Raw genomic sequence first — 23,956 nt, forward strand, 5'->3', positions numbered from 1 at the left:
TCCGTCCCGTCGCGCACGCTGGTCGTAGTTGCGCGGTTCGAAACCTTCTTTATGCCACTGGTGGGATTTGCGCGTACCAAATGGCTGTAGCTTGGCTGGAGGACGTGCGGTCTACCGATCTGGGGACGGTCGGTGGAAAGGCAGCTTCGCTCGGCGAACTCACGGGGGCCGGGTTGCCCGTTCCGCCGGGGTTCGTCGTCACGGCCGGCACCTATCGGACGTTCATCGAGGAGGCCGGCATCGACGAGGAACTGTTCGAGGCCGTCGACGTCGACAGCGAGGACTCGGAGGCGCTCGCGGCGGGGCACGACCGCGCCCACGAACTCATCATGGGGACGGACGTCCCGGCGTCGGTGCGCGAGGAGATCCTCGACGCCTACCGGTCGATGGGTGACGGCGAGGCGTTCGTCGCGGTTCGCTCCTCGGCCACCGCGGAGGACCTCCCCGACGCCTCCTTCGCCGGGCAACAGGAGACGTTCCTCAACGTCACCGAGGAGGACCTCATCGAACGGGTCAAGGAGTGCTGGGCGTCGCTGTTCTCCCAGCGCGCAATCTACTACCGCAACCAGCAGGGCTTCCCGCACGACGAGGTGGACATCGCCGTCGTCGTCCAGACGATGGTCGACGCCGAGAAGAGCGGCGTGATGTTCACCAGCCACCCCTCGACGGGCGACCCGCGGATCATCATCGAGGCGGCGTGGGGACTCGGCGAGGCGGTCGTCTCCGGGGCAGTCTCCCCCGACAACTACGTCGTCGACCGGGAGACGGCCGAGGTCGAACAGGCCACCGTCGCCACGAAGAAGGTGATGCACGTCAAGGACGACGAGACCGGCGAGACCGTCGAGCGCGAGGTGCCCGAGGACAAGCGGGATCAGCGCGTCCTCACGGGCGACGAAATCGCCCGGCTGGTCGAACTCGGCGAGCGTGTCGAGGACCACTACGGCGAACCGCAGGACGTGGAGTGGGCCGTCGCTGGGGGCGAGGTCTACATGCTCCAGTCCCGTCCGATCACGACCATCGACGACGGGGACGCCGCCGACGACGAGGGCGAGAGCGAGGGAGAGGGCGACGGCGACCACCTGCTCTCGGGACTGGGCGCGAGTCCGGGCACCGCGAGCGGCGCCGTCCGGATCGTCACGAAACTCGACCACCTGGATCAGGTGAGCGAGGGCGACGTCATCGTCACCGAGATGACGATGCCCGACATGGTGCCCGCGATGAAGCGTGCGGCCGCCATCGTCACCGACGAGGGCGGGATGACCTCTCACGCCGCCATCGTCTCCCGCGAACTGGGCGTGCCGGCGGTCGTCGGCACCGGAAGCGGCACCCGGATCCTCGAGGACGGACAGACCGTCACCGTCGACGGGGAGATGGGGACGGTCCGCGAGGGGCGCGCCGTGGAACCCGCGTCGGCGACGACGACGGCCAACCCCGGCACCGACGAGGAGTCGTCGCCCCCGCCGTCGAAGCCCAAGCCCGTGACTGCCACCGAGGTGAAGGTGAACGTCTCCATCCCGGACGCCGCCGAGCGCGCGGCCGCGACGGGCGCCGACGGCGTCGGCCTCCTGCGGATCGAACACCTCGTCCTCTCGCTGGGCAAGACCCCCGAGCGGTACATCCGCGACGAGGGTGCCGACGCCTACGTCGACGAACTCATGGACGGCGTCCGCAAGGTGGCCGAGGAGTTCTACCCCCGACCCGTCCGCGTTCGCACCCTGGACGCCCCGACCGACGAGTTCCGGCAACTGGAGGGCGGCGACGAGGAGCCCACCGAACACAACCCCATGCTCGGCTACCGGGGCATCCGCCGCAGCCTCGACCGGCCCGAGGTGTTCGAACACGAACTGGAGGCGTTCAAGCGCCTCTACGAGATGGGCTACGAGAACCTCGAACTCATGTTCCCGCTGGTGAACGACGGCGAGGACGTGGCCCGCGCCCGCGAACACATGGAGGCGGCCGGCATCGACCCCGAGAAGCGCGAGTGGGGCGTGATGATCGAGACGCCCGCGAGCGCCATCGGCGTCGACGACATCGTCGACGAGGGCGTCGACTTCGTCTCCTTCGGGACCAACGACCTCACGCAGTACACGCTCGCGGTCGACCGCAACAACGAACACGTCTCGGACCGGTTCGACGAACTCCATCCCGCGGTGCTCGATTTGATCGGCGACACCATCGACGCCTGCCGGGCGGCGGACGTCGATACGAGCATCTGCGGACAGGCCGGCTCCCACCCGGAGATGGTCGACTTCCTCGTGCGCAAGGGCATCACCTCCATCAGCGCCAACATCGACGCCGTCGGCGACGTGCTGGAGGCGGTCGACAGGGTCGAGCAGCGCCTGATCCTCGACGCCGTGCGCTGAGAGCGGAACGGCTATACCGCACCGTCGGCAGCCGTTAGGTATGCAGCAGGCGGGCCCGCAGTCGTTCGACCGCGTCCTCTCCAGCATGTGTACGCGGCCACATCCGGCCGCGCGCGAGGCGGCCGAGCGATTCCTCGCGACCAATCCGGGCGACCCCGACACCTACCGGACCGTCGCCGCCCTGGAGCGGGAGGCGGTCGCGGGGCTGGGCGAGCTGACGGGACTGTCCGAGCCCCACGGCTACGTCGCCAGCGGCGGCACCGAGGCGAACCTCCAGGCGGTGCGGGCGGCACGCAACCTCGCCGACGCCGCGGATCCGAACGTCGTCGCCCCCGAGAGCGTCCACTTCAGCTTCCAGAAGGCCGCGGAGGTGCTGGACGTGGAACTGCGGACGGTACCGGTCGACGCGGACCGCCGGGCCGACCCGGACGCGATGGCCGAGCGGATCGGGTCGGACACCGCCCTCGTCGTGGGCGTCGCGGGCACCACGGAGTACGGCCGCGTCGACCCGATTCCGGCGCTCGCCGACCTGGCGGCGGACGCCGGCGCCCGCCTCCACGTCGACGCCGCGTGGGGCGGGTTCGCCCTCCCGTTCACCGACCACGACTGGCACTTCGGGCACGCCGACGTCGACACGCTGACCGTCGACCCGCACAAGTTCGGGCAGGCCGCGGTGCCGGCGGGCGGATTCCTCGCCAGCGAAGCGACCACGCTCGACGCCCTGGCGGTTGAGACGCCGTATCTGGAGTCGACGTCCCAGGCGACGCTGACGGGCACCCGGAGCGGCGCGGGCGTCGCGAGCGCGGCCGCTGCGCTGGAGGAACTGTGGCCGGCGGGCTACCGCGACGCCTACGAGCGCGCACAGGCGAACGCCGAGTGGGTCGCGGACGCCCTCGCTGACCGCGGGTTCGACGTGGTCGACCCCGTCCTTCCGCTGGTCGCCGCCGACCTGCCCGCCTCCCTGTTCGACGCCCTGACCGAGCGTGGGTGGCGCCTCTCGCGGACCGCCCGGGGCGAACTCCGTCTGGTCTGTATGCCCCACGTCACCCGCGAGACGCTCGGGGCGTTCTGTCGCGACGTCGATGCGTGTCGGGAGGCAAACTGAGTCGGAACCTGAAAGACTTAGGTCGCCCCCGGTGGAGAGTGGGGTGTGGAACCACTGGTCCCCCTCGCGACGGACGTCCTCGGACTCGACTGGCTGACGCGCCTCGTCGAGACGGCGACGGGATGGGGTGGACTGGCGATCATCTTCGTCTACTCGTTCCTCATCGCCTTCGCCCTCCCCGGCGTCAGCGAAGTGGTGCTGCTCGCACCCCTCGACCTCGGCCTGTCGACCGAGTTGCGACTGGCGGTCATCATCCTCGTCTCGGGTGCCGGCAAGGCCCTCGGCAGCGTCTTCGCCTTCCACATCGGCCAGGAGGCCAAGGAGGCCGGCCCCCTGATCCGGTGGCTCCGGAACTCCCGGTTCGACGTGATCGAGTGGTCCGAGCGACGGACGGTCGAAGTCGCCCGCCGCTGGGGGTACGCCGGCCTCGCCGTCGCCCTCTCGGTCCCCTTCTTCCCCGACACGCTCTCCATCTACGCGTTCGCGGTGCTGGAGGAGGACTACGTGCGCTTCGCGGCGGCGACGTTTGCCGGGAGCGTCGGGCGACTGCTGGTGACGCTCGGGTTGAGCGCGGGCGTGGTGGCGATCATCTGAGCGGCGGTTCAGTCCGATCGGAGTCGATGGAGTTCGTTCAGCAACGGCGACACCGACTCGCGGCGGTCGGCCTCCACCTTCGCAAGCGCCGTCGGGAGTACGGACGTCGGCGCCGGCGTCCACCCCGAACGCTCGTCCCGTTCATCGGCCGTCGTCGTTCTCCACGCCGTCGAGGGCCTCGGTGGCCGCCCGACTCACCGCCGGATCGGGTGCGAGACGGAGGTCGCGAAGTCGCTCGACCGCGTCGGTACGGGCCACCATCTCGGGCCGCTGGCGGCCGGCGGCCGCGAGGAGTCGGGCCGTCGACTCCGGATACCGACCGTTCTCCAGTCGATCCACCAGCGTCGACACGTCGGCCGGATCGAGGTCGGCGGCAGATCTGTCGTCGAACGGATCGGTGGCATCGGCCTCCGCTGTGGCGTCGGGACTCGGCGTGGCGGATTCGCCCTCGTCACCGGTCGACATCGGCTCCTCCCAGTGAACGTCGCCCGCGCTGGTTTCGTCGGGACGGGGTCGGGCATCGGATGACGGCGACCCGTCGGCCGTGGTCGCCGCGGAGTCGGTCGAGGCGACCGCTCCGACGGCGTTCGATCCGTCCCCGCCGTTTCGGGGTGCTGGCGGCCGGTCGTCGTCCGGCCGCGGGTCGTCGTCCGGCCGCGGGCCGTCGTCGGACCCGCCATTCCGACGGAGATACCAGAGGCCGCCCGCCCCGAGGACGGTGAGCCCACCGACGAGGGGGAGAATCGAGTTCGAACCGCCGTCGGGACCGGCACCGGCGTCACCACCTCCCCCACGGTCGCCGCCTCCCCCGCCGTCGACGGGATCCGACTCGGGGAGCGGCGTCGGCGTCGACGTCGGCGTCGGCGTCGGGGAACGCCCCGTCACCGCGTAGACGTTACTGTCGTTGGCACCGAAGTAGACGGTCCCGTTCGCTACTGCCGGCGACGACGTGAGGGATTCGTCGCCGGTCCCGACGGACCACCGCTCCGTCCCGTCCGACGCGGACAGGGCGACCAGTCCGCCGCCGTCCCGGCCGACGTACACGGTACCGCTGACCACCGCCGGCGACGAACTGATGCTTCCCGCGTCGGCGCGCCACCGTTCGGTTCCGTCCGCCGCGTCCAGGGCGTACAGGTTGCCATCCCAACTGCCGACGTAGACCGTTCCGTCGGCGACCGCCGGCGTCGATTTGACCGTATCCCCCGTCTCGAACGACCACCGTTCGGCCCCCGTGGCTGCATCCAGCGCGTAGACCCGGTTGTCGCCGCTTCCGACGTAGACGGTGCCGTCGGCGACGGCGACCGACGAGAGCCAGATCTTGCCCTCGGTTTCGAACGACCACCGCTCGGTGCCGTCTTCGGCGTCCAGGGCGTACACGCGCTCGTCCCAGCTGCCGACGAAGACCGTCCCGTCGACGACTGCGGGCACCGACCACACCTGGCCATCCGTCCGGAACGACCACCGCTCGGTGCCGTCTTCGGCGTCCAGAGCGTGCACGTTGCCGTTGCCGCTCCCCACGTACACCGTTCCGTCGACCACCGTCGCCGACGAGTCGACGTCGTTGCCCGAGGACAGTTCCGTGTCGGGGACGTGGTAGCTCCACCGTTCGGTTCCGTCCGCCGCGTCCAGGGCGTACAGGTTGTCGTCGGAACTCCCGACGTAGACGGTGCCGTCGGCGACCGTCGGCGACGAGGTGACGCCGGATTCGGTCTCGAATCGCCACTCCTCGGTCCCGTTATCGGTCGCTATCGCATACACCGTGTCGTCGACCTTTCGACCGATGTAGACGGTCCCGTCGACGACGGCCGGCGACGACCACTCCGAACCGTCCTCGCCGAGATCCCCGGCAGTTTCGAAGAGCCACTCCCGCTCGATGCCGGTAACCGGCCCGGTGTTGGCAGGCGCGTGCCCGGTGTTCGCGTCGTCGTACCCGAACTGTGGCCAGGATTCCTCGGTCTGTCCCTCCGCGACACCGGTCGGTCCCGACACCAGCGCCGCCCCGACGAGCGACCCGCCGACAGTCCGCAAGGCCGCCCGTCGCGTCCACCCCGCCCTTGAATCGGTCATCACGGTCGACGTGTCACAGGAGAATGATAAGTGATTCGCCGTCAAGCGGTCCCGCCTTCGGGGAAAACTGTTGTTGTACTAGTGTTTTCGCGACGCTACTCCACCAGCGCCTCGGGCGGCCCGCCCGGCAACCGGTCCCGGTCGTGTCCCTCCGTGAAGTCGACGTCGGGGCCGATGGGCACCAGTCGCTTGGGGTTCACGTCGCCGTGGCTGACGTAGTAGTGGCGGACGATGTGGTCCACGTTGACGGTGCGCTCGATGCCGGGCGTGGTGTAGAGGTCCTTCGTGTACCCCCAGAGGTTGTCGTACTCGTGGATGGCCCGGCGGTTACACTTGAAGTGGGTGTGGTAGACGTGATCGAAGCGCACGAGGGTGGCGAACATCGCGAGGTCGGCCTCCGTCAGGCGGTCGCCGGCGAGGTAGCGCTGGTCCGCCAGCAGGTCGTCGTAGCGGTCGAGGGCGTCGAACAGGTCCGTGACCGCCTCGTCGTAGGCCGCCTGTGACCCGGCGAAGCCGGCGCGGTAGACGCCGTTGTTGATCGGGTCGTAGATGTCGTCGATCAGACGGTCCACCTCGTCGCGGTAGCCCTCGGGGTAGAGGTCCACGTCGCGGGTCGCGAGTTCGTGGGCCTCCACGTCGAGCATCCGCATGATCTCCTCGGACTCGTTGTTGACGATGGTCTCCTCCTCCCGGTCCCAGAGGACGGGCACCGTCACCCGGCCGGTGTAGTCCGGGTCGGCGCGGACGTAGACGTCACGGAGGTACTCCGCGCCGTACAGCGGGTCCGGATGCGTCTCGGAGAACTCCCAGCCCTCGTCGTAGCGCTCCGGCTGGACCAGCGAGAGCGAGATGGCGTCGTCGAGGCCCTTCAGACTGCGCGTCATGGCCGTCCGGTGGGCCCACGGACACGCCCGCGAGATGTAGAGGTGGTAGCGACCGGCCTCGATCGGGAACGAGCCGTCGGGACCGATCCGGTCGCGGAACGTCGTCTCCTGGCGCTCGAACTCGCCGTCGTCGCCCGTCTCGTAGTCGGTGCCGACCCACTCGCCGTCGACGAGGCCGCTCATCGAGGGATCACCGTGTCTGTCATCGACCGGACTAGGGGAGCGATTGCGAAAAGGGTTGGGCGGTTCGACACGGTGTCGCAAGCTATATCAACTACTCGGTGATATTACTGAGTGGTATGTCTTCGTTCAGCGAGTTCAGTCAGGTCGGCGAAGCGGACGTGACCCGGGCGATCGGACAGGAGTGGACCGAGGAGTTCATGGACTTCTCGGATTCGGACGTCCTGATCGTCGGCGGCGGTCCCTCGGGGCTGATGGCGGCGAAGGAACTCTCCGAGCGCGGCGTGAAGACGATGGTCGTCGAGAAGAACAACTACCTTGGAGGTGGATTTTGGCTCGGCGGCTTTCTGATGAACAAGGTGACCGTCCGGGACCCCGCCCAGGACGTACTCGACGACCTCGACGTGGACTACAAGCCCGCCAGCGACACGGACGGGCTGTACGTCGCCAACGGGCCGGAGGCGTGTTCCGGCCTCATCAAGGCCGCGTGTGACGCGGGCGCGAAGATCCAGAACATGACGGAGTTCACCGACATCGTGATCCGCGAGGACCACCGCGTCGGCGGCATCGTCATGAACTGGACGCCGGTTCACGCGCTGCCCCGCGAGATCACCTGCGTCGACCCCATCGCCGTCGAGGCGGACCTGGTGATCGACGCGACGGGCCACGACGCCGTCGCGGTCACCAAACTCGACGAGCGGGGCGTCCTCGACGCGCCGGGCATCCAGCACGCCAAGGAGAACAACCAGGGCATGGACCAGACCGGCGACGACTCCTACGGCGCCCCCGGTCACGACTCCCCGGGCCACGACTCGATGTGGGTCGGCGAGAGCGAGGACGCCGTGGTGGAGCATACGGGGCTCGTCCACGACGGGCTGATCGCGACGGGAATGGCCGTCGCCACCACCTACGGCCTGCCGCGCATGGGCCCGACCTTCGGCGCCATGCTCGTCTCGGGCAAGCGCGCCGCCCAGGCCGCCATCGACGAACTCGGCGTCGACGCGGAGCCCGTCGACATGACGTCGCGAGCGCCCGCGGACGACTAGGGAATGGTCGAGACGGTCACCCTCTATCGCGCCCCCACCACCGCCGCGGACGCCGACGCCCTCGCGGCGTGGCTCCGCGACCGCATCGACGCCGAGGTGCGGGTGCGCGACCGGCTGCTCGGGGGGCTCGACGACGACGGCCTCGCCGAGGAACTGGCCGCCGCCCGCGTCACCGACCCCTACGAACGGGAGACGGGCAACACGATGCTCGGGATCGTCCGCTACGAGGAGCGGGCGCTCTCCGAACCGGAGCGGGCGGGCGGCGTCGTCTACGACGGTCGCGCGGTTCAGCGGGCGCTGAACGCCCGCCTCCCCGACGACCAGGGCCTCGACCACCTGCACGTCCCCCTGCTGGACCGGGTGGTGGGGACGTGGGGCGACCACGACGGCCGCTGGCACAAGCGCGTGGCCGTCCTCGGCCAGCCCGCCCTCGTCTCCGTCCCCGGCCTCTACGAGGCGCCAGCGAAGCCCGAAGCGTACTACGAGGCGAAGAGCAAACACGCCATGCTGACGGGCGACGCGCCGCCCAGGGAGGTGCTGGAGTCGGAGATCGATGGCGAGTTCCTCGTCGCCGACGATCCACGGACGACCGACGCCCTGAAGGGGTACGTCCTCGCCGCCGCCGACCTGCTGGAGACGGGCGCGGCGTTCTGTGACGACGAGCGGTGTCGACTGTACGACGCCCACCGCCAGCCCGGAGTGGTCCGGGCACAGCTCCGCGAGCCGCCGTTCTGCGAGGCGCACGCCGAGCGGTACGGGTAGGCGTCGCTCGCGGCGACGTTACCGTCGCCCGGCGCTCAGGTAGGCGAACCCGCCGGCGCGCGTCTCGTGAGTCGTCGCCCGACAGGCGTCGAGCAGCGCCCGGTGAGCGGCGGCGACCCGGCGGTCGAGGACCCGTGCGGGCGACTCGCCGTGGTGATCGCGGGTCCCCGGCGGGGCGCTCGCGGCCACCGCGAGGTCGAACCCGGGGTTCAACGGCCGTCCGGGAAGCCGATAACTGCGCGCGAGGTCCAGCAGGGCGAGCCGATCCGGGGCCGGCGTGCCGAGCCACGACCGCACCGTCGCCGCGGGGTCGGGGAGCATCCCCACGAGGAAGGTTGCGAGGACGGCGTCCGCGTCGCGGACGGGGAGGCGGGTGGCGTCGCCGCGGCAGACGGTCACGTTCCCCCAGTCCCGGCGTGCGACGTAGGCTCGGGCGCGCGCCAGCGCACCGGGGGCGAAGTCGACGCCGACGACGCGCCCCGACGGCCCCACCCGCTCCCGGAGGTGGGGGAAGTTCGCGCCGGTCCCACAGCCGACGTCGACGACGGTGTCGCCCGGCGCGAGGTCGAGCGTCGCGGCGGCGTCGCGCCGGAGAGCCCGGGCCCCCGGCGCGTGTCGCGCGAGGGCGTCGTAGGCGCGCGCCCACCGCGAGTAGAACCCCTGTGCGGCCGCCGCCCGGTCGGGATCGGGGGTCGTCACCCTCGGCAGTGGTCGCGGACGATGCGGGCCACCGTGGGCGCGTCGTCCCCGAGGACGTAGGTGATCGGTTCGATGCCGAAGCCGCCGGTCTGATACAGGACGAACGGCGAGCCGGGAGCGGCCTCGCGCACGGCGTCCACGACGCCGGAGCGGGTGGCCTCGGATCCGTCGTCGCTCTCGCGTTCGACGTCGAACTCGACGGTCGGGTAGCCGGCCGCGCGAAGGGCCGCGACCAGGTCCGGGGAGTACCGGAGGTTGACCGCCCCGCGGACCGGCGCGCCGGCCGCGCGGGCCGACAGCAACACCGAGGCGACGTGTTCGCTGACGCCGAACTCGGGGTCGGAGGGGACCGTCGCGGTCCCCCGCACGTCGAAGATGCGGCCGGGGACGGCGGCGACGTCCTCGACGTCCGCCGCGTCGGGCAGGCACTCGACGAGGTTCGAGCCGACGTTCGGGACGAGGCTCGCGAACGCCGAGGTGTTCCGGAGGATGCGCAGCCCCCGGCGGACCGACGAGCGGACCTCCTCCGTCGTCCGCACGGTGCTCTCGGGGTCGTGCACGTCGAAGTCGCCGCCGTGTTCCCGGAGTTCCGGCATGACCTCGCGGTGGCGCTCGGCGAGCAGGTCGCCGTCCTCGAGTTGTCGGATCAGCACCTCGATTTCGACGAGCGCCTGCACGCGGCTCATGTCGCCGGTCGCCAGTCCGCTGCCGACGCGTTCGACCAGGTCCCGAACGCGGTCGTCGGCGCCGATCCGGTCGCTCGTCGTCACCTCGCCGTGGGCGTACTTCGAGACGGCCGACTGGGAGATGCCGAGGGCCTCGGCCACCTCGCTCTGGGTGAAGCCGCGCTCGCGGAGGTCCGTCGCGAGCATCGAGCGGACGGTGGGGAGGAACTCCTCGACGACGACCTCCTCCACGAACTTCATGACTCGAACTCGGGGTCGTCCCCGATGCGGGAGGCCTGGGGACCCCGCTGGTCCTGGTACTTCGATCCGCGGTCGACGCCGTAGGGCCGGTCGGCGGGCGAGGAGAGTTCGGTGAAGACGAGCTGAGAGACGCGCATGCCGGGCGTGAGCGCGACGGGGGCGGTGCCGAGGTTCGACAGTTCGAGGGTGACCTGGCCGCGGTAGCCGGGGTCGACGAACCCCGCGGTGGCGTGGACGACCACCGCGAGGCGGCCGAGCGAGGAGCGGCCCTCGACGTTCGCGACGAGGTCACCCGGCATCTCGACGCGCTCCCTCGTGGTGCCGAGGACGAAGTCGCCGGGGTGGAGGATGAACTCCTCGCCGTCGTCGACGACCGTCTCGGCGATGTAGTCGCTCACCTCCCCCTCGCGCGTCGGGTGGATACAGGGGATGTTCGTGCGCTGGAACTCCAGGAACTCCGACCCCAGACGGAGGTCGACGCTGGCGGGCTGGACCTGCTGGTCCACGTCGTCGAGCGGGTCGATCACGAGATCACCCTCGCGGAGCCGAGCGAGGATGTCGGTGTCCGACAGGATCATACCTAAGCGGTAGCGCCGAGCGGTAAAATCCCCCCGGTCGGCGCCGTGGCGGGGCGTCCGCCGATGTCCGTTGGCGTTCGAGGCAATTCCTGACGGAACCGTGAAGGAAACGACAACGCTTTTTTGAGACGGCAGGAAATCGGTAGCGTATGTCTGACGAGGTCAAGCGGGGGCTGGAGGGCGTGGTGGTCTCCGAGTCCCGGCTGAGCTACATCGACGGCGACGCCGGCGAGTTGGGCTACCGCGGGTACGCCATCGAGGACTTCGCACACGAGGCCAGTTACGAGGAGGTGCTGTCGCTGCTCTGGAACGGGGAGTGGCCGACACGCTCGGAGCGCGACGAGTTCGCGGCCCGGCTGGCCGACGAGCGGACACTCGATCCGGCCGTCCACGACCTCATCGCGGAACTCGCGGACCGGGACGCGAACCCGATGGCGGCGATGCGAACGGTGACCTCGGCGCTCTCGGCGTACGATCCGGACGCCGAGGCCGACCCCGACGACCGCGAGGCCAACCTCGCGAAGGGCTGTCGGATCACCGCCAAGTTCCCGACGGCGCTGGCGGCCTTCGCCCGCCGCCGGAACGGGGCGGAGCCCGTCGAACCCCGGTCGGATCTGGACCACGCCGCGAACTTCCTCTACATGCTGAACGACGAGGAGCCCGACGACGTGGCCGCCGAGACGTTCGATACGGCGCTCGTCCTGCACGCCGACCACGGGCTGAACGCGTCGACGTTCTCCGCGATGGTGACGACGTCGACCCTGGCCGACCTCCACAGCGGCGTCACGAGCGCCATCGGGACGCTCTCCGGCGCCCTCCACGGCGGCGCCAACCAGAACGTCATGCGGATGCTGAAGGAGATCGACGAGAGCGGGAAGGAGCCCCGCGAGTGGATCGAGGACGCCGTCGCGGCCGGCGAGCGCATCCCCGGCTTCGGCCACCGCGTCTACAACGTTCGCGACCCCCGGGCGGCCATTCTGGAGACCTACTCGGAGCGCCTGGGCGAGACGGCCGGCGACCCCCGCTGGTACGAGTACTCCGTCGCCATCGAGGAGTACATGAGCGAGGAGAAGGGTCTCGCCCCCAACGTCGACTTCTACTCGGCGTCCATGTACTACCAGATGGGGATTCCGATGGATCTCTACACCCCCATTTTCGCCCTGTCGCGGGTCGGCGGCTGGATCGCTCACCTGCTCGAACAGTACGAGGACAACCGTCTGATTCGGCCTCGTGCCCGCTACGTCGGCGAGCGCGGCCGCGAGTTCGTCCCGATCGACGAGCGATAGCCGAAAGGTCGAACCCCTCGGGGGTCCTCCCGTACCCATGGACGTGTTCGTCTACGGGACGCTCACCGAACCGGACCGCGTGGCGTCGGTGGTGGATTCCTTCGTCTTCGTCGGCGCCGCGGTGCTAGAGGGCTGTCACCCGGTCGCCGGCCGGTACCCGACGCTCGCTCCGGGCGGCGAGACGGCCGGTCGCCTCCTCCGAACTGACGAAATCGAGGCCCTCGACGCCTACGAAGGGGTCGAACGGGGACTCTACGTCCGCGTCGACGCACCACGAACCGACGGCGGATCGGCCGCCGTCTACGTCGGAGATCCCGACGCCCTGGCGAGCGAGGAGGCGGTGACGTGGCCCGGGTCGGGCCCGTTCGCGGAGCGAGTGCGGCGCTACTTCGACGACGGCGAGGCGGTCGTCAGGCCGGAACACTCTTGACGCCGAATCGGCGTCCGTCGTGCGTCCGACGCCCGGCGAATCCCCACGCCGTCGGTTACTTTCACTTTCGCCGCGCCTTCATGACGTTTATGTGGGTCGCCGGCCATGCATCAACCGCACGTCACACGCGTGCATTCCCCCTTTCGATACTCCGGAGCGGCCGCGCCGCTGTGTCACGTCCGTGGTGAACGGTGGGGATTATGATTCCACACCAACCTATCAGTCGTACAACTATACTGACCAATGGACCAGTCGCGCTCCCCCCGGCCCGCCGAACGCGCGTTCGCCGTCCTCCGGCATCCCCGGCGGATCGACGTTCTCCACGTTCTCCAACGGGCCGACCGGCCGCTGTCGGTCGACGTGCTCGCGCGATCCCTCGACGGCGAGGACGTCGCCGTCTCGCTGCATCACACCCACCTCCCGCACCTCGACGACGCCGGTATCGTCGAGTACGATCCGGCCGATCGGGAGCTAACCGACGTCGACGCGGAGCGCCTCGACGCGCTCCTGCGGGCCGCCGACTCGGTGGTCTCGTCGTTGCGGGCGGAGCGGATCGACGAGGCGTGACGGACTGACCCGGCGCGTGCGACCCACGCCGCCGCGATCGCTCGTACATAAACCGTTAACCGCCGCCACGGGGTATGGGGGGTATGATCACGTTCGACGACGTCCTCGACGCCCGGGACAGGGTATCGGGGGTCGCACGCCACACACCGCTCGAATACTCGTACGCCTTCTCCGAGATGACCGGGGCCGACGTCCACCTCAAACTGGAGAACTTCCAGCGGACGGGGGCGTTCAAGATCCGCGGCGCGATGAACCGGATCGAGACGCTCCCGGAGGCGGACAGGGAGCGCGGGGTCGTGACCGCGAGCGCCGGCAACCACGCCCAGGGCGTCGCGCTGGCGGCGACCCGCGCGGGCGTGGATTCGAAGATCGTCATGCCCGAGCACGCGCCGGTTTCGAAGGTGAAGGCGACAGAGCGCTACGGCGGCGAGGTCGTCCTCCACGGGGCGGACTACAGCGAGGCCCAGGCCGAGGCCCACCGGATCGAGGAGGATGAGGGCCGGACGTACGTCCACGCCTTCGACGACGAGATGGTCATGGCCGGGCAGGGGACCATCGGGCTGGAGATCGTCGAGGACTGCCCGGAACTGGACACCGTGATCGTCCCCATCGGCGGCGGCGGCCTGATCTCGGGCATCGCCACGGCGGTGAAGGCCCACGACCCCGACGTGCGGGTGATCGGCGTGCAGGCCGAGGGCGCCTCCAGCGCCGCCGAATCGTTACGGAAGGGGGAGATCTACGAGCGCGAGGGCGTCGACACCATCGCCGACGGCATCGCCACCCGCCGGATCGGCGACCGCACCTTCGAGGTGATCAAGGAGCGCGTCGACGAGGTGGTGACCGTCGACGACGAATCCATCGCCATCGCGCTGACGTACCTGCTCGAACGCGAGAAGGCGCTCGCGGAGGGGGCCGGCGCCATCTCCATCGCCGCCCTGCTCTCCGGCGCCGTCGAGTACGCGGACGGCGAGACCATCGTGCCGGCCTGCTGTGGCGGCAACATCGACCTGAACGTGTTGACGACGGTCGTGATGCGGGGGTTGGTGGCGACCGGCCGCTACCTCCGGTTCCGGACCATCCTGAAGGACCAGCCCGGCGCGCTGGTCGAACTCGGGACGATCATCGCCGACCACCGGGCGAACATCACCGCGTTCCACCACGACCGCACGTCCCGCGACGTGGCGATGAACGACGCGCGCGTCGAACTCGAAGTCGAGACCCGAGGCCCCGACCACGTCGACGAACTGCTCTCCGCGCTGCGGGACGCGGGCTACGACGTCGAAATCGTCAACGGCTACCAGATGTCGGTCTGAGCGCGCCGCGCACGCGCCCCGCTCGCGTCGCCACTTCCGCATCGGATCCGGGGCCGGCACCGGGACCGAGGGAGCGAGCCGACGACGCGGCAGGAACGGCCGTAGGCGTGTACTTTTAACCGGGACCCGCGTGACCACCCGGGCGTGAAACGAACCATCAGCACCGACGACGCCCCCGCGGCCGTGGGCGCGTACAGTCAGGCGACCACCAACGGCTCGCTCCTCTTCACCGCGGGCCAGCTCCCGCTGACGACCGACGGCGAACTGCTCGACGACGAGAGCGTGGCGACACAGACCGAGCAGTCGCTGGACAACGTGATGGCCATCCTCGCCGAGGAGGACGCCGACGCGAGCGACCTGCTGAAGGTGACCATCTTCCTCGACGACATCGAGGACTTCGACGAGATGAACGAGACGTACGGGACGTACTTCGACGAGGAGCCGCCGGCCCGGAGCGCCATCGAGGTGGGCAACGTGCCGAAGGGCGCGGCCCTCGAAATCGAAGCCATCGCCGACGTGGAGTGATCGGGACGGGACGCCACGGGCGAATGAACGCTCGACACAAGTCGAGTCTCCTGTGGGGGCTGGTGGGAGCGCTCTCCTATCTCGTCCTCGTTCAGGGGTACCGACTCCTCGTCGGACCGCTCGGCCCCGGCGTCCTCGCGCTCGGTGGCGTCGCGCTGCTCGTCGCCGTCGCGTCCGCGGGTCTCACCTACGTGCTGGAACCGCGGGTGCGGGGAAACAAAAGGAGTTAAAGGGGCGAGCGGTTACTCGTAACTGAGCCGGGATGGCCGAGTGGTAAGGCGCACGCCTGGAAAGCGTGTTCCCTCTGGGATCCAGGGTTCAAATCCCTGTCCCGGCGTGTTTTTCGCGGGCTACGCCGCCCAGCAGCGGCTCGCGTTCGTCGCCTACGACATCGCGTCCCGCGGCATCACCAGGTCGCCGCCACACTCCGGACACCGCGTGAACGTCCCCGTCACGCCCGTCGTCGTCCGGTATTCGGCGTAGTCGCAGTCGGTACAGACCGCCTCGGCGACGTATCTCCGCCCCGCCGACGGTTCCTCCGGAACGACGTCGTTTCCGCCCTCTTTCAGAGACATGGTAACACTTCACATTCGACCCACTTAATACGCACGCCGAGCGTTCGTTCCGAAACCTGCTGATTCGGAACCGTTCGGGGATCGTTTCGCGTCGACCGGACAGTCTCGCAGGGCGCCGGAATCGGAGAAAGGTTCATGTGGAGGGGGCTCCTTTCCGTGCATGACAATGCCTGACACGAAAAGCGGTCGCGAGCGAAACGGGCGGAACAAGCGCGCGCAACTCCGCCGGCGACTGTACGAGGAGGAACTCGAGACCCTCGACGAGGACGCGGAACTCCCCGAGTTCGGCGAGGGCGAGGACGGGGCCGCGGACGACCTGTAACGGGCGTCCGCCGGGGTCGGCGGTCTTTTACGTAGTCCCGCCCAACCGGCGACCGTGCCACCCCGTGCGAACTACGCGACGATGTACGTCGGCGCGCAACTCGCGCCGGAGCGGCGGCCACTCGACCTCGACTGGGCCGAGAACGTCGGCGACGAGACGGCGGCCCACGAGTTCGAGGTGCCGACCGACGACGCCACGGACGGCTACGTCGGCATCCAGGCCTTCGACGTGGGCGCCTACGGCCACGAAATCCTGATCAACGGCGACCCGATGAGCGGCTTCGACATCCCACCGAACGACGGCTGGCAGTACTGGGTCGACACGCTCGGCGACGCCGTCTCCCTCGTCTCCGGGACCAACGACCTCCGCATCTCCCGCGACGCCGACAGCGACGACGCCTTCGCGGTCGGCACCGTCACCGTCCACTGGAAGGAGCCCGAAGACGGGTGAGCGGCCCCGTACTTAAACTCCCCGTCTCCCCGGATCGTTCGTCGCGTTTCGAGTCGTGATAACAGTTGTCAAACTCCGTCACGACCCGTTCACGTCCGCCGATTTTTCCGAATCGACCACCGGTGAGTCGTCCGCCGTCACCTCGCCCACAACACCACCATTTATATAGAAGGACAAACAATCGAACGGTGAACCATGAGTCAGCGAATGCAGCAGGGGCAGCCGATGATCATCATGGGCGAAGACGCCCAGCGCGTCAAGGACAAGGACGCTCAGGAGTACAACATCTCGGCGGCCCGCGCCGTCGCGGAGTCGGTACGGTCGACGCTCGGCCCGAAGGGGATGGACAAGATGCTCGTCGACTCGATGGGCAGCGTCACCATCACCAACGACGGCGTGACCATCCTCCAGGAGATGGACATCGACAACCCGACGGCCGAGATGATCGTCGAGGTCGCCGAGACACAGGAGGACGAGGCCGGCGACGGGACGACGACGGCCGTGGCCATCGCGGGTGAACTCCTGAAGAACGCCGAGGACCTCCTCGAGCAGGATATCCACCCGACGGCGATCATCAAGGGGTTCAACATGGCCGCTGACCGGGCCCGACGGGAGGTCGACGACATCGCGGAGCGCGTCGACGCCACCGACGAGGAACTCCTGCGGAAGGTCGCGGAAACCTCGATGACGGGCAAGAGCTCGGAACTCGACAAGGACGTCCTCGCCCAGCTCGTCGTCGACGCCGTGCAGGCCGTCACCATCGAGGCCGAGGACGGCTCCCACGTCGTCGACCTCGAGTTCGTCGAAATCGAGACCCAGACCGGCAGCTCCGCCTCGGAGTCCGAACTCCTCAACGGTGCGGTCATCGACAAGGACCCCGTCAACGACGACATGCCCGTCGAGTTCGACTCGGCGGACGTGCTCCTGCTGAACGACCCGGTCGAGGTCGAGGAGGCCGACGCCGACACGCAGGTCAACATCGACAGCCCCGACCAACTCCAGCAGTTCCTCGACAGCGAGGAGAACCAGCTCCGCGAGAAGGTCGACCAGATCGTCGCCACGGGCGCCGACGTGGTGTTCTGTCAGAAGGGTATCGACGACCTCGCGCAGTACCTGCTGGCGAAGGAGGGCATCCTCGCCGTGCGCCGGACGAAGAAGTCCGACATGGGCTTCCTCCAGGAGATCCTCGGCGCCGAAATCGTCTCCGACCTCGACGCGGCCACCGACGCCCACCTCGGTCGCGGCTCCATCTCCCGTGACGCCGAGGCCGGCCTGTTCTACGTCGAGGGCGACGACGCCCACGGCGTGACGATCCTCCTGCGTGGCTCGACCGAACACGTCGTCGACGAACTCGAGCGCGGCATCCAGGACGCCCTCGACGTGGTGTCGACGACCGCCGCCGACGGGCGCGTGCTCGCCGGCGGCGGCGCCGTCGAGGTCGAACTCGCGAGCCGCCTGCGCGATTACGCCGACAGCGTCAGCGGCCGCGAACAGTTGGCGGTCGAGGCCTTCGCGGACGCCGTCGAGGTCGTCCCGCGCGTCCTCGCCAGCAACGCCGGCCTCGACAGCATCGACACGCTCGTCGACCTGCGGGCCGCCCACGAGTCGGGCGACTCGCGTGCCGGCCTCAACGTCTTCACCGGCGACGTGGTCGACACCCTCGACGCGGGCGTCGTCGAACCCGCCCACTCGAAGGAGCAGGCGCTCTCCTCGGCCACCGAGGCCGCGAACCTCGTCCTGAAGATCGACGACATCATCGCCGCGGGCGACCTCTCGACCTCCGGCGACGAGGACGAGGAGGCCGGCGGCCCCGGCGGCGGCATGGGCGGCATGGGCGGCATGGGCGGCGCGATGTGACGTAGGCCCGACACCCCATCCCCCGTTCGACACGCTCCCGACCCCGACCGATCCGCCCTCACCCCCGCTCGGACACAAAGTCCTTACTCTCGACGCCGGAATCGGCGTCCATGCCCTCCAGCAGACGAACGCTCCTCGCGAGCATCGGCGCCGCGGCGGCCGGACTGGCCGGCTGTCTCGACGGCGGCGAGTCGCCCGCATCGCCGACCCGAACGTCGACCGCGACGCCGACGGACACGCCCGCGGACGACGCCGCCACGCTCGGCGACGCCGTCGCCCTGGACGGCGTGACCGTCACCGTCTCCGACCTCGTGACCGCGCACTCGGTCCGCTACCTGACCGCGCCCGACGCCATGGGCGTCGCCACCACGGAGGGAGACCAGTTCGCCGTCGTCGACGCCTCGGTCCGCGGCGAACAGCCGCCGGCGCCACACCGGTTCGCGCTCGTCGCCGACGGCACCTACTACGGATCCGGCATCGAGTACGTCGGGCCCGCACGCGTCGACGCGCCCGTGAGCGGGCGGCAGTACGACGACTCGAACCCCGGGGGCTTCCTCGGGTTCCGCGTTCCCGCGCCGCTGGACGCCGAGTCCGTGGCGGTCGTCCTGAGCGGGGAGGGGCGGCGCGCGACGGACATGCAACCCGAGGCCGACGACCCCGCCGCTCGGTGGTCGGTCCCGCCGGCGGCGGCCGACCCGCTCCGCTCGCCCCCGCCCGCCTTCTCGGCGAGCGTCGAGGTCCCCACCGAGGTGTCGGCCGACCAGCCGATTCCCGTCACCCTCGACGTGACCAACGAGGGCGACGGCCCCGGCGTCTTCCGCGGCGCCATCAACCACCGGGGGCCGCTCTACTCGGCCGCGGGGATCGACCTCCCGCTCTCGGCCGGCGAGTCGGCGACTCACGAGGCGACCATCGACTACCACGTCGACGACGAGACGCCGCCCGAGAGCGTCCGGTTCTCGGTGGTCGGCCCGGGAATCGATCGATCCGTCGCGGTGACCGTCGAGGGCGGCGGGACGCCCGAGGGGACGACCACGGGTACCGCCACCGCCACCGGAACCCGCTGAGCCCCTGGCTCGCGAAACCGGTAACTCCCCCGACGCGTTAGGGACGGCCATGGAGACCCTGCTTCTGGACGCCGAGACGGTCGAGGACAACGCACCGATGGGGCCGCTCGTCGACGCCGTCGAGGCGGCGTTCGCGGCGTACGAACGCGGCGACGCCACCATGCCGCCGAAGTCGTACGTCGACCTGCCGCAGTACGACGGCGACTTCCGGTCGATGCCGGCCTACCTCGACGCCGGCGACTGGGACGCGGCGGGCGTGAAGTGGGTGAACTCACACCCGCACAACCGGGAGCGACACGGCCTCCCGACGGTCATGGGGACGATGATCTACTCCGACCCCGAGACGGCGGTGCCCCTCGCCATCATGGACGGCACGACGCTGACGACCCGCCGGACGGGCGCGGCCGCCGCCGTCGCCACCGACCACCTCGCGGTCGAGGGGGCGTCCTCGCTCGGCCTCGTCGGCGCCGGCGTCCAGGCCCGTGCGCAACTGGAGGCCATCGCGACGGTGCGCCCCATCGAGACGGTCGTGGTCGCGGACGCCGACGCGGAACGAGCGGCCGCCCTCGTCGACGCGGTGCGCGACCGCTTCGACGCGCGGGCCGGCAGCGTCGCGGAGGCCGCCGCCTGCGACGTGGTGTCGACGACGACGCCCGTCCGCTCGCCCGTCGTCGACACCGTCGGCGATCGGACCCACGTCAACGCCGTCGGCGCCGACGCCCCGGGGAAACACGAACTCGCCGACGACCTGCTGGCCGCGGCGAAACTCGTCGTCGACGACCGCGAACAGTGTACCCACTCCGGCGAGATCAACGTCCCCTACGGCGCGGGGCGCCTCACCGACGACGACGTCCACGCCGAACTCGGCGCCGTGGTGACGGGAGCGGCGACGGGACGGACTCCCGAGGACGGCGTCACCGTCTTCGACAGCACCGGCCTCGCCATCCAGGACGTCGCCGCGGCCCACGTGGTCTACGAGCGGGCGGCGGCGGCCGGCGCTGGGACGTCCGTCGACCTCCTCGGCCTCACTCGCGAGTCGGCGTGACGGCGTCCAGTCCCCGGGTGAGGAGCCAGACCAGAATCAGGAGGGGAAGGAGGGGGAGAAGGAGGATCAACACGCCCAGAAAGACGCTCCACCCGATGACGTCCATCTCCGCGTCGGGCCGCGACCGAAACGGCTTCCCGAGCGTTCGGTAGGCCGTCCGGGCCGGGTCGAGCGCCGGCGTCCCGTCCCCCTCCTCGCCCCCTGCCTCCACGTCGGCGTCGCTCATGCACGAGTGCTACGCCACGGCCGCCAATAAAGGTTAGTAACCCGACTATTCCAGGTGGATCGCGGGACGGAAGGGGACGGCGTCGTCGGCCTTCCCGCCCGGGTCGGGCGGGTCGTCGTCCTCGGCGTACACCGTCACGTCGGCGTCGAACTCCCGTTCGAGGAAGGGGACGGCCGCCTCGTAGACCGCCAGTTCGTCCAGGTCACGCATGGCGTCGAGCGTCTCGGGGTCCAGGTCGCGGGCGAGTTCGACGAGTTCGCCGGCGAGGTCGTTCACCGCGTCGCCTCGCTCCCTGAGGTCGGGGTCGCTCATCGCCTCGCTCATGACCGCGCCGACGTCTGGGCCGGTCTCGGCGACGGCGTCGAACACCGCCCCCTTCCAGCCGGCGGCGACGTACACCCGAACCGTGTCGGGATCGGTGCCCGTCACGTCCACGATGTCGTGGACGTCCTCGGTGAGGCGCTCGATCCGCTCCTCCTGCAGTTCGACCGTCCGGTCCTCGAGGTCGGGGTCGACCTCGGGCCACGGGGCGTCCTCGGCCGGCGTCCCGGTCAGCCGTTCGTGGAGTTCGTTCGTCAGGAAGGGCACGAAGGGCGCGAGGAGGCGCAGCCGCGTCTCCAGCGCGCGCCGGAGCGTCCACCGCGCGCCCGGTCGGTCCCGGTCCGTGCGGCGGCGGTACCACCGGAGCGACTCCTCGAAGCCGTAGAAGGCGGTCTGGCTGGCCGCCCGCGTCTCCGAGCCCTCCATCGCCTCGGTCACGTCCCGGATCGTTCGCTGGAGCTTCGAGAGCAGCCAGCGGTCGATGTGTTCGAGGTCCCGGGCCGCCGGGTCGTCGTCGAACGTCGAGGTCGGGTCCCCGTCCTCGGGAAGCAGTTCGGTCGCCCGGTTCCAGAACCGCTCCAGTTGGTCCCGGACGCTCTCGACCTGGTCGGCGCGCCAGTCGTAGTCCTGCCACGGCTCCGCGGAGTTGAGCAGGAAAAAGCGCACCGTGTCGGCGCCGTACGCCTCGATGGCCTCGTCCGGGAGGACGACGTGCCCCTTCGAGGAGGACATCTTCTCGCCCTCCAGCAGCCCCATGCCCATGATGACGATGCCCGCCGGCCACTGCGGTTCGTCGAACAGTTCCGCGTGGTGGAACAGGTAGAAGGTGAGGTGATTCGAGATGAGGTCGTTCGCGGAGAAGCGGTAGTCGACGGGGTACCAGTACAGCCACTCCTCGCGCAGGTCCAGCGCCCGCGGGTCGGGGTCCTCGACGGCCTCGGGGCCGTAGAACAGGGCGTCGAAGAACTCCCGGTCGAGGTCCTCGACCGGAATCTCGCGCAGGCGCGGCGCGAGCGTGTAGTACGCCATGTAGACCGTCGAGTCCGAGAGGGGTTCGATGACGAAGTCGTCGTCCCACGGCAGGCGCGTCCCCAGCCCGTAGTTGCGGATGCAGGGCCACTCGTTGAGCCAGTCGATGGTGTGGTAGTACTCGCCCTCCGTGTTCTCGGGGATGCACTCCATGTCCTCGACGACTCGCCGGGTCGCCGCCTTCCAGTCCTCGGCGTCGTACCGGAGGAACCAGGTGTCCTGTTCGGCCACCTCGACGTCGCCGCCACACCGGCAGATCACCTCCTCCGAGAACTCGTACATCGTGTCGAAATGTCCCGCCTCGACGCCTCGCTCGCGGTAGGCCTCGCGCACGTCCTCGATGACCTCGCCCGCGAACTCGCCGTACGCGTCGTGGAGGCGGCCCGCGTGGAACTCGCGGTTGTACAGGTCCTTCGTCACGGCCTCCAGTTCGGGGTCGTTCGAGGACTCGACCCCCGCGGACTCGACGGCGTCTCTCGCCGGCACCTCGCCGTAGCCCTCCACGTCGAGGATGGGAATCGGCTCGATGGCCTCGACGACGGCGGGGTCGACGCCGTAGCGCTCCATCCGGTCGTCGTCCGCTTTCGCCTCCTGTAGCGCCAGGTAGTCGTCAGGGGAGTGGGCCGGCACCGACATGACGACGCCCGTGGCGTTGTCGGGGTCGACGAACGTCGCCGGCAGGATCGGCACCGCGTCGCCCGTGACGGGGTTGGTGACGGACCGGCCGACCAGGTCGGCCCCGGGGAACGTCGACTCGACGCGCACCTCGTGGGCCTGCAGGCGGAGCTTCTCCGTCGCCGCCTCGGAGACCAGCCACGGCTCCCCGTCGACCGTCGCGCGGGCGTAGGTGGCCTCGGGGTCGACGTAGGCGTTGGTGACGCCGCGGACCGTCTCGGGGCGGAGCGTCGCCATCGGCACCACCGCGTCGTCGAGGCCGAAGCGGATCAGGGTGTACTCCTGGTACTCGGCCTCCTCGCCCTCCAGGATGTCGTGGGTGGTGACCGGCTGTTCCTCGTTCGTGCAGTACTTCACCGGGTGGAGGCCCTTCTCCAGTCGGTCCCGCTCCCGCAGGGTCTCGTACTGCCAGGTGACGAACTTCGAGTAGCGGTCGTCGTTGGTGGTGAACTCGCGGCGCCAGTCGATGGAGAGCCCCAGCGACTTCATCCCCCGCTTGTAGTGTTCCTCGATGAAGTAGCGGGCGTAGCCCATCGGCGTCTCCAGGTCCTGGAGGGTGTCCTCGGGCACCTCGTAGGTGTCGCGGAGCACCGACAACTGCTCCTCCTCGCCTTTCTTCAAGCGTTCGACGGCGCCGATGATCGGCGTGCCGGTGACGTGCCAGGCGATGGGAAAGAGGACGTTGTCCCCCCGCTGTCGGCGGTACCGGGCGTACACGTCGGGGACGGTGTAGGTCCGAACGTGGCCCATGTGCATCCCGCCGCTCGGGTAGGGGTAGGGGACGGTGATGAACGTCGCGTCCTCCCCGTCGGTCGCCGCTCCCTCGCCGTCCGGGTCGGCCTCGTACCGGCCCGTCTCGGCCCAGCGCTCCCGCCAGCGCTCCTCGATGTCCTGCGGGTCGTAGTCCATATCCCGGTTCAAGTCCCCCCGACCTAAAATAACTCCTATACCGCCGGCGGAAACGGCGCCGGTACGGGGTTATCATCGCTGATCGATCGGGATAAGACCCCATTACTCGCCGCCGGGGCGGCGGTAAGCGACCATTATCTATCCGTCTCCCCCGC

Annotated in this window: 24 protein-coding genes and 1 tRNA gene; 17 read left to right on the forward strand and 8 right to left on the reverse strand. The window is 69.7% G+C overall.

Annotation, left to right across the window (positions count from 1 at the left end; genetic code table 11):
- Positions 1–80: 80 nt before the first annotated feature.
- From ppsA to NBT67_RS08285, 3 genes are read left to right on the forward strand one after another with little or no spacing between them, the layout of a single operon-like run.
- The gene (ppsA, locus tag NBT67_RS08275; protein ID WP_251341244.1) at positions 81–2,363 is read left to right on the forward strand and encodes a phosphoenolpyruvate synthase; all 2,283 of its coding nucleotides are present in this window, start codon (positions 81–83) and stop codon (positions 2,361–2,363) included.
- A gap of 40 nt (positions 2,364–2,403) precedes the next feature.
- Positions 2,404–3,468 (forward strand): tyrosine decarboxylase MfnA, encoded by a 1,065-nt coding sequence (mfnA, locus tag NBT67_RS08280; protein WP_251341245.1) that lies wholly within the window; start codon positions 2,404–2,406, stop codon positions 3,466–3,468.
- Positions 3,469–3,513: 45 nt separating this feature from the next.
- On the forward strand, positions 3,514–4,062 hold the full coding sequence (locus tag NBT67_RS08285) for a YqaA family protein (RefSeq protein WP_251341246.1): 549 nt from the start codon (positions 3,514–3,516) through the stop codon (positions 4,060–4,062).
- Positions 4,063–4,203: 141 nt separating this feature from the next.
- Here NBT67_RS08285 and NBT67_RS08290 read toward each other — a convergent pair whose 3' ends face one another.
- Together NBT67_RS08290 and NBT67_RS08295 are read right to left on the reverse strand one after the other, a co-directional pair.
- Positions 4,204–6,129, reverse strand: a complete 1,926-nt coding sequence (locus NBT67_RS08290) for an outer membrane protein assembly factor BamB family protein (protein ID WP_251341247.1) — start codon at positions 6,127–6,129, stop codon at positions 4,204–4,206.
- 95 nt (positions 6,130–6,224) lie between these two features.
- The gene (locus NBT67_RS08295; protein WP_251341248.1) at positions 6,225–7,196 is read right to left on the reverse strand and encodes a glutathione S-transferase family protein; all 972 of its coding nucleotides are present in this window, start codon (positions 7,194–7,196) and stop codon (positions 6,225–6,227) included.
- A gap of 116 nt (positions 7,197–7,312) precedes the next feature.
- Here NBT67_RS08295 and NBT67_RS08300 point away from each other — a divergent pair, with 116 nt between their 5' ends.
- Both NBT67_RS08300 and NBT67_RS08305 read left to right on the forward strand, forming a co-directional pair.
- Entirely contained in the window at positions 7,313–8,239 is a 927-nt protein-coding gene (locus tag NBT67_RS08300) for a sulfide-dependent adenosine diphosphate thiazole synthase (RefSeq protein ID WP_251341249.1), read from the forward strand.
- A 3-nt stretch (positions 8,240–8,242) separates the two neighbouring features.
- Complete coding sequence (locus tag NBT67_RS08305; RefSeq protein WP_251341250.1) at positions 8,243–9,001, forward strand: DUF7001 family protein; 759 nt, start codon at positions 8,243–8,245, stop codon at positions 8,999–9,001.
- Between the two features lie 18 nt (positions 9,002–9,019).
- Here the strand turns inward: NBT67_RS08305 and NBT67_RS08310 are convergent, their stop codons facing one another.
- From NBT67_RS08310 to dcd, 3 genes are read right to left on the reverse strand one after another with little or no spacing between them, the layout of a single operon-like run.
- Entirely contained in the window at positions 9,020–9,700 is a 681-nt protein-coding gene (locus NBT67_RS08310) for a class I SAM-dependent methyltransferase (RefSeq protein WP_251341251.1), read from the reverse strand.
- A complete protein-coding gene (locus tag NBT67_RS08315; RefSeq protein ID WP_251341252.1) occupies positions 9,697–10,626 on the reverse strand; it encodes a thiamine-phosphate synthase family protein in 930 nt (309 codons plus the stop codon). The genes NBT67_RS08310 and NBT67_RS08315 overlap by 4 nt, the downstream gene beginning before the upstream one ends.
- Positions 10,623–11,204 (reverse strand): dCTP deaminase, encoded by a 582-nt coding sequence (gene dcd / locus NBT67_RS08320; RefSeq protein WP_251341253.1) that lies wholly within the window; start codon positions 11,202–11,204, stop codon positions 10,623–10,625. The genes NBT67_RS08315 and dcd overlap by 4 nt, the downstream gene beginning before the upstream one ends.
- 149 nt (positions 11,205–11,353) lie before the next feature.
- On the opposite strand from dcd, the gene citZ reads away from it, so the two are divergent.
- The 7 genes from citZ (at position 11,354) to NBT67_RS08355 (ending at position 15,662) form a co-directional block, all read left to right on the forward strand.
- On the forward strand, positions 11,354–12,490 hold the full coding sequence (gene citZ, locus NBT67_RS08325; protein ID WP_251341254.1) for a citrate synthase: 1,137 nt from the start codon (positions 11,354–11,356) through the stop codon (positions 12,488–12,490).
- A gap of 37 nt (positions 12,491–12,527) precedes the next feature.
- Entirely contained in the window at positions 12,528–12,920 is a 393-nt protein-coding gene (locus NBT67_RS08330; RefSeq protein ID WP_251341255.1) for a gamma-glutamylcyclotransferase family protein, read from the forward strand.
- A 243-nt stretch (positions 12,921–13,163) separates the two neighbouring features.
- Entirely contained in the window at positions 13,164–13,487 is a 324-nt protein-coding gene (locus tag NBT67_RS08335; RefSeq protein WP_251341256.1) for a DUF7344 domain-containing protein, read from the forward strand.
- Between the two features lie 83 nt (positions 13,488–13,570).
- On the forward strand, positions 13,571–14,800 hold the full coding sequence (ilvA, locus tag NBT67_RS08340) for a threonine ammonia-lyase (RefSeq protein ID WP_251341257.1): 1,230 nt from the start codon (positions 13,571–13,573) through the stop codon (positions 14,798–14,800).
- Positions 14,801–14,944: 144 nt separating this feature from the next.
- Complete coding sequence (locus NBT67_RS08345) at positions 14,945–15,325, forward strand: Rid family detoxifying hydrolase (protein WP_251341258.1); 381 nt, start codon at positions 14,945–14,947, stop codon at positions 15,323–15,325.
- A 23-nt stretch (positions 15,326–15,348) separates the two neighbouring features.
- Positions 15,349–15,555, forward strand: coding sequence for a DUF7981 family protein (locus NBT67_RS08350; protein WP_251341259.1), 207 nt, complete (start codon positions 15,349–15,351; stop codon positions 15,553–15,555).
- A 26-nt stretch (positions 15,556–15,581) separates the two neighbouring features.
- Positions 15,582–15,662 (forward strand) — tRNA-Ser (locus NBT67_RS08355).
- A 46-nt stretch (positions 15,663–15,708) separates the two neighbouring features.
- Here NBT67_RS08355 and NBT67_RS08360 read toward each other — a convergent pair.
- Positions 15,709–15,900, reverse strand: coding sequence for a hypothetical protein (locus NBT67_RS08360; RefSeq protein WP_251341260.1), 192 nt, complete (start codon positions 15,898–15,900; stop codon positions 15,709–15,711).
- Positions 15,901–16,066: 166 nt separating this feature from the next.
- Between NBT67_RS08360 and NBT67_RS08365 the strand changes: the two genes are divergently transcribed.
- From NBT67_RS08365 to NBT67_RS08385, 5 genes are all read left to right on the forward strand, one after another.
- On the forward strand, positions 16,067–16,222 hold the full coding sequence (locus NBT67_RS08365; protein ID WP_251341261.1) for a hypothetical protein: 156 nt from the start codon (positions 16,067–16,069) through the stop codon (positions 16,220–16,222).
- Between the two features lie 54 nt (positions 16,223–16,276).
- Positions 16,277–16,672, forward strand: coding sequence for a DUF7383 domain-containing protein (locus NBT67_RS08370; RefSeq protein WP_251341262.1), 396 nt, complete (start codon positions 16,277–16,279; stop codon positions 16,670–16,672).
- A gap of 225 nt (positions 16,673–16,897) precedes the next feature.
- Positions 16,898–18,529 (forward strand): thermosome subunit beta, encoded by a 1,632-nt coding sequence (thsB, locus tag NBT67_RS08375; RefSeq protein WP_251344366.1) that lies wholly within the window; start codon positions 16,898–16,900, stop codon positions 18,527–18,529.
- Between the two features lie 110 nt (positions 18,530–18,639).
- Positions 18,640–19,596, forward strand: a complete 957-nt coding sequence (locus NBT67_RS08380) for a hypothetical protein (RefSeq protein ID WP_251341263.1) — start codon at positions 18,640–18,642, stop codon at positions 19,594–19,596.
- 49 nt (positions 19,597–19,645) lie between these two features.
- Positions 19,646–20,641, forward strand: a complete 996-nt coding sequence (locus tag NBT67_RS08385) for an ornithine cyclodeaminase family protein (protein ID WP_251341264.1) — start codon at positions 19,646–19,648, stop codon at positions 20,639–20,641.
- Here NBT67_RS08385 and NBT67_RS08390 read toward each other — a convergent pair.
- Positions 20,622–20,867 carry a DUF7535 family protein gene (locus NBT67_RS08390; RefSeq protein ID WP_251341265.1) on the reverse strand — a complete coding sequence of 82 codons (246 nt, stop codon included), beginning with the start codon at positions 20,865–20,867 and terminating at the stop codon, positions 20,622–20,624. The two genes, NBT67_RS08385 and NBT67_RS08390, sit on opposite strands and share 20 nt — an antisense overlap.
- 45 nt (positions 20,868–20,912) lie before the next feature.
- On the reverse strand, positions 20,913–23,801 hold the full coding sequence (gene leuS / locus NBT67_RS08395; protein WP_251341266.1) for a leucine--tRNA ligase: 2,889 nt from the start codon (positions 23,799–23,801) through the stop codon (positions 20,913–20,915).
- Positions 23,802–23,956 lie beyond the last annotated feature (155 nt).

Source organism: Haloplanus sp. GDY1 (assembly GCF_023703775.1).
In the GTDB taxonomy this organism is placed as follows: Archaea; Halobacteriota; Halobacteria; order Halobacteriales; family Haloferacaceae; genus Haloplanus; species Haloplanus halophilus.